This is a genomic window from Vallitalea longa, assembly GCF_027923465.1.
Classification (GTDB): domain Bacteria; phylum Bacillota; class Clostridia; order Lachnospirales; family Vallitaleaceae; genus Vallitalea; species Vallitalea longa.
In genome coordinates this window covers 1364612-1378842 of record NZ_BRLB01000001.1, presented here as the reverse complement: position 1 = coordinate 1378842, position 14231 = coordinate 1364612, and the positions used below count along the sequence as shown (strand labels likewise).

The 14231-nt window shown below is 29.4% G+C and carries 7 protein-coding genes; 6 read left to right on the top strand and 1 reads right to left on the bottom strand.

All coding sequences use genetic code 11. The features are described 5' to 3' along the window. Positions 1-24 precede the first annotated feature (24 nt). The gene (locus QMG30_RS05895; protein WP_281813247.1) at positions 25-2247 is read left to right on the top strand and encodes an S-layer homology domain-containing protein; all 2223 of its coding nucleotides are present in this window, start codon (positions 25-27) and stop codon (positions 2245-2247) included. Positions 2248-2441: 194 nt separating this feature from the next. Continuing rightward, positions 2442-4721 carry an S-layer homology domain-containing protein gene (locus tag QMG30_RS05890; protein WP_281813244.1) on the top strand — a complete coding sequence of 760 codons (2280 nt, stop codon included), beginning with the start codon at positions 2442-2444 and terminating at the stop codon, positions 4719-4721. Positions 4722-4818: 97 nt separating this feature from the next. On the opposite strand, the gene QMG30_RS05885 is transcribed toward QMG30_RS05890, so the two are convergent. Then, positions 4819-8229 (bottom strand): Ig-like domain-containing domain, encoded by a 3411-nt coding sequence (locus tag QMG30_RS05885; protein ID WP_281813242.1) that lies wholly within the window; start codon positions 8227-8229, stop codon positions 4819-4821. Positions 8230-8799: 570 nt separating this feature from the next. Between QMG30_RS05885 and QMG30_RS05880 the strand changes: the two genes are divergently transcribed. From QMG30_RS05880 to QMG30_RS05865, 4 genes are all read left to right on the top strand, one after another. Continuing rightward, entirely contained in the window at positions 8800-10383 is a 1584-nt protein-coding gene (locus QMG30_RS05880) for a M23 family metallopeptidase (protein ID WP_281813240.1), read from the top strand. Positions 10384-10687: 304 nt separating this feature from the next. Beyond that, a complete protein-coding gene (locus QMG30_RS05875; protein WP_281813237.1) occupies positions 10688-11374 on the top strand; it encodes a response regulator in 687 nt (228 codons plus the stop codon). A gap of 25 nt (positions 11375-11399) precedes the next feature. Next, a complete protein-coding gene (locus tag QMG30_RS05870) occupies positions 11400-13151 on the top strand; it encodes an ATP-binding protein (protein ID WP_281813235.1) in 1752 nt (583 codons plus the stop codon). Between the two features lie 258 nt (positions 13152-13409). Further along, positions 13410-14204, top strand: coding sequence for a hypothetical protein (locus QMG30_RS05865; RefSeq protein WP_281813232.1), 795 nt, complete (start codon positions 13410-13412; stop codon positions 14202-14204). The last annotated feature ends 27 nt before the right edge of the window (positions 14205-14231 follow it).

Sequence of the window (14231 nt, the reverse complement as noted above, 5' to 3'; positions counted from 1 at the left end):
ATTTGTTATGAAAGGGGTATTAAGGTGAGGAAGAAAATATATAAAACGACTATAAGTATTTTACTTATGATAATATTTGTTATACCTAATGTAACATTAGCAGTAGATGATGAGACTAATCAAGATTTTGGAGATGCTTTATATACGCTCAAAATATTGAGAGGTGATGGGAAAGATTATAATTTATCTGGTCAGTTAAAACGTTCAGAAGCAGCAGCATTTTTAATAAGACTACTAGGAGTAGAAAAAAAAGTTGTAGAAGATAAAGAAAGATATATAATTGATAATTTTACAGATGTTGATGGAGACCAGTGGTATTCATATTACGTTGGTTATGCATATACAGCAAAGCTTATAGACGGATATGATGATAATACTTTTAGACCGGATGATTACGTTTCAGAAAAAGAATTTGTTAAAATGGTTTTGAGTGCTTTAAATTATAGACAAGGAATAGATTATGAATGGGATAATATTTATCAATTTGCTAATTCTATTGGTTTATTAGATAAAACATATAAATACAAGAAAGAGGATAATAATAATTACCTTAGAGAAGATACAATAAATTTGATGTACCAATCATTAAATATAAAGATAAATAATTTAGATAAGAATATTACTGAAAAGTTAATTGATAGAGAATATATTACTATATATCAAGCTCTTGAAGCTGGTGTTTTAGTAGATGAGGTAAAGACAGCTATAGAATCAGCAAAAGGTATAAATGCGAATACTATTAAAGTTACATTATCAGAAGAAATAAATGAATTATCAAAAGACAATATTAAAATATATGAAGAAGAAGAAGACAAATCAGAAAAATTAAATGTAAAATTTGTTGAGACTAATAAAAACGTAATAACTATTACTACAGAAAAGCAAACAGGCACACAATATACGCTAGAATTAATAGATGTGGAAGACTTAAATGGTTTTGTAACTGAGAGTGTTAAGTCAGATTTTAAAGGTTATGTTGAAAAAGTAGTAAAATCTGATTATTTTAAAATTTCAAGAGTTAAGGCAATAAGTAAAAATGTTATTAATGTTTATTTTACACAACCAATAACAGAAAGTGCAACTCTTCCAATTTATTATTCCCTAAAACAAGGTAAAAAAACTTTGACTGAAGGGGACTTTAAAGATTTGGCTGTTTCTCGTTTAACTGATGTTAATAATGGAATTAGTATATTTCTAAAAGATGATAGTTTACAAGAAGGATTAGAATATACTCTAGCTATTAGTGGTAAGTTAACAAGTTATTATACTGTTAACTTAAATGATGGTTCAGGAGATAAAATGACATTCATGGGCACAGAAAGTGCTAATCAACAATTACATATATCAAATGTAGAGACAGTAAATAATGACTGTATCATAGTTACTTTCAATAAAGATATTGATGAAATAACAGCAACTGACGAATATAATTATAAATTGAAAGACAAAGATGGTAATTATACAATGGATAGTGCATTACGTGCAGTTTTAGTAGGTAGTGGTCAAGATAGATTAAGAAAAGTAAAGTTAAAATATGTAAATATTGAAATGAAAAATGAATATATTTTAACTGTGGATGGTGTAAAAGATAGTTTTAAACAGATGAAAATAAAAGAAGAAAAATATCCTATATATAGAATAAAGGATAATGAATTTGATATTAAAGTACAACATGTATTACCTGAAAATGGTAATATAGTTAATGTGTATTTTTCTGGAGATATCTCAACAGATATATATAATGCTGATTTTTATATTGATGGTATAGATGTAGTAGAGAAGAGATATTCTGCTGATGAATCTAATAAGGTAGTGTTATTTGTTGATTCAGAAATGCCACTACAGAATAATGTTAGTTATACACTTAGAATCATGAATATATGTGATGAATTCGGAGAACCATATGACAAAACTTTGGAAAAAAGTTTTAAGGGATCAGCAAGGGAATTCGGTAGTATAAGTATGTCTGAATGTAAATTTATTGGTGAAGATACAGTATATGTTAGATTTAATAAATATGTTAGTTCTAATTCTAATTTTGAATCACAGTTCAGACTTATAGATAAAAATAGTGATAAAGAAATAGAAGCTTCAAATGTTACATATATTAGTGACAATGAAGTTGTTGTAGATTTTAGTTCAACTAGTAAGAATAAATCCTATAAATTAGTTATAGACTATATAGAAGATTATTCCGAGCAGTTTTCAAATTCTGATTTAAGAAGAACAGTAGAGCGTAATAGGTAAATAATAAAATTAGAACAAATATAACAATAATAAATATCCTTATAAGCTATTCTTATGAGGATATTTTTCTATTGACCTTATCTGACATAATGGTATAATTTAACATAGTAGAGTATTTATATTTATCATATATACCAAAAATCTTTTTTATTTATATATGGTATTAATAATTAATGAAGGGAATTGATAAGAAAATGAAGCCAATAAAAAATATATTTTTAAGTTTATTAGTTTTAGTAATAATAACGGTTAATGTTGATAGCATTAATGCCAAGACAATGGATAGCAACGAAATCCAAGTTTTATCACAGTTAAATATTTTAAAGGGTAATGGTGTTAGTTTAGACTTAGATAGCAAATTATCTAGAAGTGAAGCTGCTGCTTTTATAGTTAGATTATTATGTGAAGAAGAAGAAGTAAAAGATAACAAAATTAGATATTGCAGAACTAAATTTTCAGATGTTCCGGAGGATATGTGGTATGCGCCTTATGTTGGTTATTGTACAGAAAATGACATTATCGACGGATATGATACACATACTTTTAAACCTGATGAAAAATTAGGAGAAAAAGCTTTTATTAAATTAGTTTTAGGGGCATTAGGATATAAATATAATAAAGATTTTACATGGGATGAAGTTTTTAAAAAAGCATATGGTATAGGATTATTAGAAGATAACAAATATTATAGTAATGAATATAAAGAAGATACAAATTATACTAGAGGAAAAGTAGCTAGTATATTATATACAGCATTAGAGTTAAAAAATAATAAGACTAAAATAAAAATAATACAGAATTTTATTGATAACAATTATATTGAAAAAGATGAAGCAGAAGATCTTAAATTAATAAATGATGAGATAAAAACAGAAATTACTAAGGTTGAAACAACAGGTTCTAATATACTAAAATTAACCTTCAATGAAAAAATTCTTCCATTTACAGAAGAAAATATTTTAATATATGAGACTGATAATACAGCAAATATGCTATCTATAGAGGATATAAGTAATGAAGAGACTACTAATACATATATTATAAAAACATCTGATAATCAAAAAATGGATGAAGAATATACTGTTCTATTAGATAGAATTGTAGATACTAAAGGTAATGCTTCAGACTCTTTTAGTGAGATTTTTATGGGTCATAGAGAAGACGAGGTAAAATCAGATTTCTTTAGAATAAGTAAAGTTGAAGCTATAAGTAATAATGTTATATATTTATATTTTACACATCCTATTAATGAAAATGCGTTACAATCAGCTTTTTATTCCGTTTCACAAAATGGTAATGAGATTATTGAAGGTACCAATAATAACATGCTTATAAGCAAATTAAATACATGTAATAATGGCATTTCTATTTATCTAAAGAGTTATACATTTGAATCAGAATCATATATTCAACTTGATGTAGACGGAAGATTATCTAGTTTGTATGGGGTGAAACTGAATGATGGAAAAGGAGATAAAATTAAATTTAAGTCTTCAGTTGAGAATAATGAAGTATTTACAGTTGATAATTGTACCCCAATAAATAATCATACAGTACAAGTTAACTTTAATAAAGAGGTTAATCCATTAATTGCAAACCAAGTATTTATGTATTATGTAACAGATGAAGATAATAATCCTATTAAAATAACTAAAGCAGAAGTTGTAAATGAAGGAAGTAGAGCAGGAAAAGCAGTTAGATTAACAACTAATTCAAGTATTATATATAAAGAAAAATATAAATTATTAATTAACAATATGTCTGATGTAACAATGCAGTTTTCTATAACATTAAAAGAATTTTCTTTTATCGGAGGCTACTATAATTCAGATGATATTGAAATTGATGCGGTAGTATCGCTTGATAATAATACTATAGCTGTATATGTAAGTGAACCTTTAGATCAAAAATATACTGAGTCAGTAGATAATTATATTATAGAAGGTGTTAGTGACTATTCATACTTGGCAACACCAACAGCTGTATATTATGATAAAAAGAAAAATGCTAACATGTTTAAGTTATACCTACCAGATGATAAGAAGCTTACAAAATCACATAGATATGATTTTACAATAATATCATTGAAAGATACATTAGGTAATACTCAATCATATGACTTAACAAAACAATTTAAACATACTGCATCAAAAGATATTAAACTAAGTATAAAAGAAGCAACATATATAGGTGATAATACTATAAAATTAAGTTTTAATAAGGAAGTAGCTTTTGACATTAATAATATACTTACTACTAATTATACATTAGTATACACAGAAAATGGGATGGAGTATAGTAAAATACCACTAGGTGCTAACTATATAAATCCAACTACTATAACATTGAAGTTCGATACTTTAGATATGGAAAAAGAATATAAAGTTGTTTTTAAGGAATTAATTGATTACGGTAATAATGTAACAGAAAATACTGAAGATAAAAGCTGTGCTGTTAAGAACGGTAATGAGTAAAATACTAGTATAAGTATCATTAATAGCAAAAAAATGGGCTTATCATCTAGGTAAAAATAACCTAGATGACATAGCCCATAAATATTTATTGTAGAATTTATTTAGAAACAAATTTTACAGTTTTATCAGTATTTACAGTTCCAACTCCAGCTTCATCTTTTATAGATGAACCGTCTTTGATTGAAACTGTTACCATGTTGCCTGTAGTAGTTTTTTTATGTGTTATTATAAATGATTTACCATCTTCTAGAGCTTTAACGTTAGTAACATCTACTCCAGTAAGAGCGAATACTTTAGATTTTCTACCAGTCTTAACGCCTGTTACAATTTCAGAAAAAGTAACTTTTGTTTGAGTGTTAGAGATAGCTACTGCACTTGCTAATTCTGGATCTTTGTTTTCTTTTGTTATTGAAGCGAATTGAGCTGAGTTATCATCTGAATCCATTACTAATCCGTTGTTATTGCTTATTTTACTTGCATCTACTTCAACAGTATATACAAGTCTGCTGTTGAATGGAGTTTCATTAAAGAATACTCTTAGTGTATTACCGTTTGTTCCTTCAGCTCTTACTAATTTATCTTCTGCGTCTACTACTTTACCGTTTTGTTTTATAACGATATCATCTTCATTAGCAGAATCTAATAATGAGTTAATAACTTGATCGAATCTTATATCAATTGTATTTTCATCAACAGATACTACACCTAAGATCTTAGGACTAGTTACACTACTGTTGATTCCACCAAATAGAGCTTCATTTCTTTCATCAGTTGTATCTAGAGAATCAATACCAAGAGCATCTTTGATTTTGTCAGCTACAACTGTTACAGTATATAGATTACCTGATTCAAAATTAGCGTCAGTGTAATATATAGTTACATATTTCTTATCTTCACTTACGATAACTTTGTTAACTTTTCCATCAAATTCTTCGTCATCATCAGAAGGAGTAATATCAAAGTCAGTCTTATCAAGTTCACTAATTACGCTGATTGCTTCAGTGAATGAAACTTTTAAGGTTTGGTTGTTAAGTAATACAGCAGATTTTACTCTTGGAGCTTCATTTTCTGTTGTTGTTCCTGCAAATAATGCTGAGTCGTTAGTACCTTTTACAATTTCATTACCTGTAGTATCATTAATTTCAGAAGCTGTTACTCTATAGATAACACCAGATGACATAGTAGCTTCGTTGAATTGAAGAGTTACAGTTTTCTTGTCATCATTAACATCTGCTGCGAATGGATAAACAGCGTCTGCAATGTGATTAGGATTATTCTCATCTTCTTCACCTGTTTCAACAGTAAATGTGAAGTCTGAAGGATCTACAGTATCTTCATCAATTTTTTCATTAAATTTAACTACTACAGTGTTGTTATTGATAGCAACTGCTGAGCTTAATTTTGGAGCAGTTCCATCAGCTGTACCAATACCAGCGAATTCTGCTTCATCATAATCTTCATTTATAACATTTCCACTTAGATCTTTTACGTCTCTAACTTCTACAGTATATATTTCTGAAGATTGAGTACCAGTTGTTAATACCCATACTGAACCGTCAGTTTCTACAGTATCTTTTACAACTTTTGTTGGGTAACCTAAATCTTCACCAAAGTAGTAGTTGTAAGGTATGCTAGCACTTATTTCATCCATTGGCTTATCAAAAGTTACTTTAACAGTTTTATTATCAACTGCAATAGCGCCAACTACTTGAGGTTCAGTAGTATCTTCATCTAATCCTGCAAATGATCTAGAATCATAATCTGAGTCAATTTTATTACCAGTTAGATCAGTAATATTAGATACAGTAACTTCATATAAATGTCCTTCTTCATGTACAGATGTAGTTAATACTACTTCGTCACCTGAAGTTTGCTTTTCTGCTTTTAATATGTCTAAACCTTCGATTTCATAGTTAGCAATGTTTTCAGCTGTTACTTTATCTACTTCTTCATCAAAGATTAATTTAACAGATGTATTAGTTAAGCTGTAAGCATAATTTAATTTTGGATCTGTTTCATCTTTTGGAAGACCAGCAAATAAGAATTCATCATAATCAGAATCTATTACGTTACCAGAAACATCTTTAACATTTTTAACTACAACTTCGTGGATAGTTCCTACAGATTGTGATGTAGTTGTTAATAAAACTTGGTTTTTCTCTGTTTGTCTTTCTGCTTTTAATACATTAAGACCTTCGATTTCATAGTTAGCAATGTTTTCAACAGAAGCTTTATCCATTTCTTCGTCGAATGATAATTTTACTGTTGTATTAGATAATGCTACAGCAGAAACTAATTGAGGAGCAGTTTCATCCTTTGGAAGACCACCAAATTGGAAACTATCATTATCACTATCTATTTTATTACCTGATAAATCAGTTACGTTAGAAACTTCTACTTCATAAATAGTACCTTGTTTTTGAGATGAAGTTTTTAATATAACTACAGTTTTGATTGAGTTATCATCTGCATCAACATCGTATGCAGCACTTACTACGTCTAAATCGTTTATGCTATAATTTGATGCATCAATAGCGTTAACGTCTACTTCTTCACTGAAGTTCAATTGTACAGAAGTGTTAGTTAAAGCAACAGCTGATAATAATTCAGGTTTTTCGCTATCAGCAGCTTTTGCAACGAATTTGTATGATTCACCATTATAAGTAAGAGTATATAGGTGATTTTCTTCTAATTCTTCAGTTGCAAGTCTAACGATTGTATCATTAGTTCTTAATGAAGCACTTAACACGTCGAAACTTTCACCATCTTCATCAACTATATCAAATGAATCAGTAGATGGAACTAATGAAATAGCTTTATTAAGAGATACTTCTTGAGTTGTTGAATTTAATGATGATACTGAGTTGATATCTAATTTAGTAATGACGATAGGAACATTAAGTCTTTCGCCTAATGTAATGTTATCACCTTTAGATACAAGAGTTAATGCATCATATGTAAGAACTCCAAGTTTCAATACTTTAAATTCATCAGTTAAATTAATGTCACTTGCTGAATCAACTAATCCGATTTCTTCAGATTTTTCTGCTACAGTTTCCCAAGTGTAATCTTCTGGGTCGTCGTAACTTAAAACCATAAGTAAGATTTTTGCATATTCTTGAGAGTTGATTTCTTGGTAAGGTCTGAAAGTTCCATCAGGATATCCAACAATATTTAATTCTGGATGAGCTTTTACGTAAGCCATTAATCTTGCTTGGTAACCATTTTGACCTTCTGCATCAGTAAATGTGTCTTTACCTTCATAATCGAATGCTAACATATCATCTTCAAGACCCATAAGTCTAAGTAACATTACGACTGAACGATATCTAGTCATAGTCTTAGTACCGTCTATACCATGACCCTCACCTTTAATAACATTAAGTTCTTCCAGTTTGTCTAGTTTTGCTTGATCTGAAACTGTTGGTGCGGCAAAACTAGGAACAGTTGAAAATAGCATGAATGCAGCAAGTGCAAATGCCATAACTTTTCTCATTGCTTTTTTCATTTTTTTTCCTCCTTATTAAATTAATTCGTTAGTATCTTGAACAATCTCTATAGTACCAATAGAGTAGTTCATCTGTCTTTAGTTTGTTATAAGTTGTGAAAAAATGCAGAAAATGACAGTGCCGTGTCATTTCAATATGTATCAACTTATATTGTGATTACATAGATATTTACATATGCAATCATGGATTGGTTAGTATGTAGATTATGTAAATTAACCATTACATTAACAATTGTATAAGACAAAAATTAAAATATCAACGTGAAAAATTTACCAAAACTTATAAGTAGTGCCTATAATGGATTTAATTGAAATGTATTAAAACCATGATTTAATGGGAAAAATATAGGTTATGAGTTACTAAAAATGGAAAGGTATGGTGATAATATTACAAAAAATTTAATATAAGTGTTAAGTAAATAAAGTTAATTAGTTATGTTATTTTATAATAAATTTGCTAAAATTAAATAAAATACTTTACAATTTATAATTTGTTTGGTACAATTAAGTTACAATTATTACAGAAGTATTACAGGATGATTTAAAAAGTATTACTTGGAGGAAGTATTTATGAATGGAGCGCCAAAATATAAAGAACATATATTATTGAAGTATAGAAAAGAAATAATATTGATTTTTTGCTCATTATTGATATTCTTTACAATAGGTAATGTATTTATTTCTAATAAAATTGATACTAATGCAATAGCCACAGCTAACTCATATAACGTAGTATATGATGGGAAAAGTATGGGTATTGTCATAGATAAATCTGTTGCTGATGAAGTATATCGTGTAGCGAAAGCAGAGATAAAAGACGAAAATGGGGAGCATATGAAGGTTGGTAAGGAACTCAAATATTATCTTGAATATGCTGAAAAAGAAGATATAACTACCAAAGAAACATTACTTGATAATCTAAGAAGTGCTTTAGCTGAAGATAAAGAATCATTTCAGGTAAAAGGCTATTTCCTTAAAATAGGTGATGATTTTCAAGTAGCATTAAAAGATGAAGACGATGTTAAGGAAGTATTGAAAAATGCTCAGAGTATGTATGTTGCTCAAGTAGAAGGTTATGATATCAATCTAGTGAGAGTACCTTATACAGCATCAGTAAGAATGCCAGTGATAGTTAAAAATGAAAACTTTGATGAAGAAAGAGCATTAAGAACAGTTGCTGATGTTGCAGAAGATAATAATCTTGATTCAGATGACAATAAAGATGCAGAAACACCTATTGAGACAGTTGGTATATCTTTTGCAGAGGATATACAGATAGTCAAAGGGTTTGTAGATAAAGAAGATATAGCTGATGTTACTGTTGCTACTGAACTTATTACTAAAGAGAATGAAGAAGAAAAAGTATATACCGTTGCTAAAGGTGATACTTTATCAGAAATAGCACAAAAAAATGATATGAAGCTTACTGACTTGATGAAAATCAACCCAGGTATAGAAAAGCAGAAATTCATAAAAATAGGTCAGGAAATTATTGTTACTGTTCCAGAGCCAGAATTATCAGTGGCTTGTGAAGAGAAAATAGTATATACGAAGCCTATTCAATATACAGTTGAAAAAGTTGAGAATAAGAATAAATACACAGGAACTACTACTGTCCTAGAATATGGTACAGATGGTGAAATGCAAGTAACCGCTGTAGTAACAAAAGTTAATGGATATGAAAAATCAAGAAATATCTTAGAAGAAAAAGTTATAAAAGAACCTAAATCAAAAGTTATAGAAGTGGGTATCAAGCCATTCCCTTCAAAAGGTTCAACAGGAAATTTCGTATATCCTGTTGTCGGTTCTATAGTAACATCACCATTTGGTTATAGACGTGGAAAATTCCATCATGGTCTAGATCTTGGTGGATTACCTATAGGAGCAAGCATAAGAGCTTCGGATGGTGGAACAGTTGTGTTTGCAGGATGGAAGAGTTCAACATATGGTTATACAGTTGATATCGACCATGGAAACGGTGTTTTAACACGATATGCTCATTGCAGTAGAGTTGTTGTGAAGAAAGGTCAGAAAGTTTCTCAATATCAAGAGATAGCTAAACTTGGAAGCACTGGTAATAGTAGTGGACCACATGTACACTTCGAGATCAGATTCAACAATGTTGCTGCTAATCCAATAAAATATCTTGACTAAAAAATTAAAATGGACTCACCTTAAATTAAGTATTATTTAAGGTGAGTTTTTTTAATTCTAAAAGGAAAGACGAGGAGTAGCATTTTTCTTATCTAAAGGGTAAAAGGTTTATTTACATAATAGCCTTTATTTGGTAGAATAATATATATAAGTGACTTAACTTCCCTACCTTTAATTTAATGTAGGTAAATAAAGGGTTATAGGTTTGGTTTACAGAACAAAAAATATAGGATATTGAAGAGGGAAAGTTAAGTAATTAATTATTATATTCAATTATAGAGGGATGATTGAGAGGAGAGTATACATGTCGAAAATACTTGTTGTAGATGATGAAAAAGCTATCGTTGATATTTTGAAATTTAATCTTCAGAGAGAGGGTTATAATGTTATAACAGCTTTTAACGGGGAAGAAGGATTACAGATATTCGAGAAAGAGAAACCGGATCTGGTTTTACTTGATATTATGATGCCAAAAGTTGATGGGCTTCAAGTATGTAAGATCATTAGGAATAAATACGATACACCAATAATAATGCTTACAGCTAGAGCAGAAGAAGTTGATAAAGTGTTGGGGCTTGAACTTGGTGCAGATGATTTCGTTACAAAACCTTTTAGCATTAGAGAATTGATGGCTAGGGTAAAAGCTAATCTCAGAAGAACTGTATTAGATGCTAAAGATACGAAAGACATACATATAATGGATTTTGAAAATATGAGTATTAACATAGATCGTTATGAAGTTAAGATAGATAATAAACCTATAGCTCTTACAGTAAGAGAATATGAACTTCTTAAGTTCTTGGCAACCAGAAAAGAACAGATATTTACAAGAGAGCAATTACTTGAAAAAGTATGGGGATATGAATATTATGGTGATGTAAGAACAGTAGATGTAACTATAAGAAGACTTAGAGAAAAAATAGAAGAAGTTCCAAGCAAACCTAAGTTTATATTGACAAAAAGGGGAATTGGATACTATTTTAAAGGGTAGTCCAAGATTTAGGTGAGAGATGATAATGAAAAGCTTAAAATGGAGAATGGTCACTATATATGTACTTCTCGTGTTAATTGTTATGATTGCTTGTGGAACCATGATTGTCATGCGTATCAGTAATAATGCGTATAAAGAGATAGAAACGGGTCTTAAGAAATCTATATCTACCAGTATGGAAGCAATAGGAGAAAACAGTACCAAAGAAGAAGCCATTAGAAAATGGGAAGATGCTATAGGCGGATACAGAGACAGTGAAAGGAAACTTTATCTTCTTGATACTGATGGAAAAGTGATTTTTGCTGATAAACAGGGAAATAAAGATGCATATCTTACACCTATGGTTATGGCAGCTATCCAAGATACAAGTATACAAAAATTTGATAAAGTGTATGGAAGAAACAAAGATGATAAAAAAGAATACATAGGTTATGCAAGTCCGATAAAAGTTGAAAATGAAGTTGTTGCAGTCATATACATATTAGCTCCTTCAGAGCAAGTTAAGATTAATCTATACAGTACTGTTAGAATTATTCTTTTAGCTATTTTATTTGCTATAGTGTTATCCATTGTTTTTGGTTTCATGTTTTCCAACTTTTTGACAAAACCAATAATAGCATTGTCTAATAAAGCGAGGGATATGTCAGAGGGAGATTTAGATAATCCCATTGAAGTGTTATCTACGGATGAAATAGGAGAATTGACTAAGAATTTTAATATCATGGCTACAGAACTTAATCATAATTTAACTGAAATCTCCAGTGAAAAAAATAAGTTGGAGACTGTTTTCGCACATATGACTGATGGTATATTGGTATTTGATACTAATGGATTGTTGATACATAGCAATCCTGCAACAAGAAAATTAATTGGACTAGCTGATAAAAATTCTTTTATAGAAATATTTGGACAGTATTTAGATACAACCTATGAGAGGCTTCTAATGAATATAAAGGGGGGAATAAGGCAACATATCATAAGAATCAAGGAAAAGTATGTCAACTTGTGTTTCGCGCCTTATTTGGACCAAAACAAGAATATTATGGGTAGTATATGTGTTATCCAAGATATAACAAAACATAAGAAGCTAGAAGAAATGCAAAAAGAGTTCGTTGCCAATGTTTCTCATGAGTTAAGGACTCCTCTTACAACTATTAAAAGTTATGCAGAGACGTTACTTAATGGAGCTGTCGATGATAGACAGATTGCTTTGGATTTCCTTAATGTCATTAACTATGAAAGTGACAGGATGACTGCATTAGTCCAAGACCTACTAGAATTGTCCAGACTGGATAATAAACAAACCAAATTTTCTATGCAGTGTATTAATTTATCACATATAGTAGAAAGCAGTATAAGTAAGTTTCAGATACATGCTAAGAAAAAACAGCAGGAAATGGTATATAACAAAACTGATAATGATTACAAAATAATAGGTGATGCTAATAGAATTGAACAGGTAATTAAAAATATAATATCTAATGCCGTAAAGTATAGTAATGAAGGAGATTCCATAACTATCAATGTATATGAAGAAAGTAGTTATGTTGTGGTAATGATAGAAGATACTGGAATGGGTATACCTAATGAAGATTTAACTAGAATATTTGATAGATTTTATCGTGTAGATAAAGCCAGATCAAGAGCCATGGGAGGTACTGGACTTGGACTTGCTATAGCAAAAGAGATTATGGATTGTCATGGGGGACATATTAATGTTACCAGCGAAGTAGGTGTGGGCACTTGTTTTTATCTATACTTTCCGTATGAAGCATAGTACTTAATTAGTATATTGTTATGTAATAGTTAACTGGTTGTAATAATAATGTAATATTTATCTAGTATAATTGTATTAGAAAATAACTGTGTTGTACCTATATAGTTAGTTGCAATAAATATTATTTGGCATATATAGTATTATAGGAAAGTTTATTTTTTAATGTCCTTTAACTTATTATATAGGATAAACTTTAATAAAATTAGTTGATTTGAGATATAATTAATATAAGAAGAAGTTTAGAAAGAGGTTAAGCATATGTTTAAATCATTAGTAAGATCAATTAAAATATTGATAATCAGTGCATTCATTATTGTATGTATGCCTATAATTGCATGTGCGGCTCCTAAAGCTGATGGGCTTGATTCTCTAGATGGCGTAGAAAACTTAGAGAATACAGAAACTGAAGATGGTATCGTCAAAAGCTTTTTTGAGGTATTTTCCATAGACGAAAGGTATTTTATTTATTATGAACCTCACAATAACTCAGATATCAATGATATGAGTGATATGTATATTGGTTCAGAAAATGAGTCAAGTATCAAAAAAAGAGATATCAATTCTTTTACGTATCTCTATCTTAGTAAAGGTTTTGAGGAAAAAGATAATAATGATGAAGGTTTGAAATTACAATCTAGATTCATTGATGCGAAGCCGACATTTGAATCTACACATAATATTAAAGGTAACGGAGAAGAAGATACTCTTGTTGGTATAATGGTATATGATGGTTGGGGTGATGAAGGAAATCTTAATATTACTTACCAATCGGATTATCAGACCATTGGACCTTCTGGAATATATAATGAAAAGATTCATTTGAATACTATTGGTATCAATTATATATGTATAGCTGTCAAAAAAGATAGTGAAGTAGAATATAACATATATATGGTTAATAGAAAGAAAGAAGAAACAAAAGAAATTCTTGAAAACATAGAAATTAAATTTGATGGTGAGGATTCCACAAATCAACAAGAAGAGACAGAGATAGATGAAGAAATAATAGATGAAAATACATTCAATCTATTAAATTTGGCTGAGCCAAGTTAGTGAATAATAAATCATAGATTAATGGGT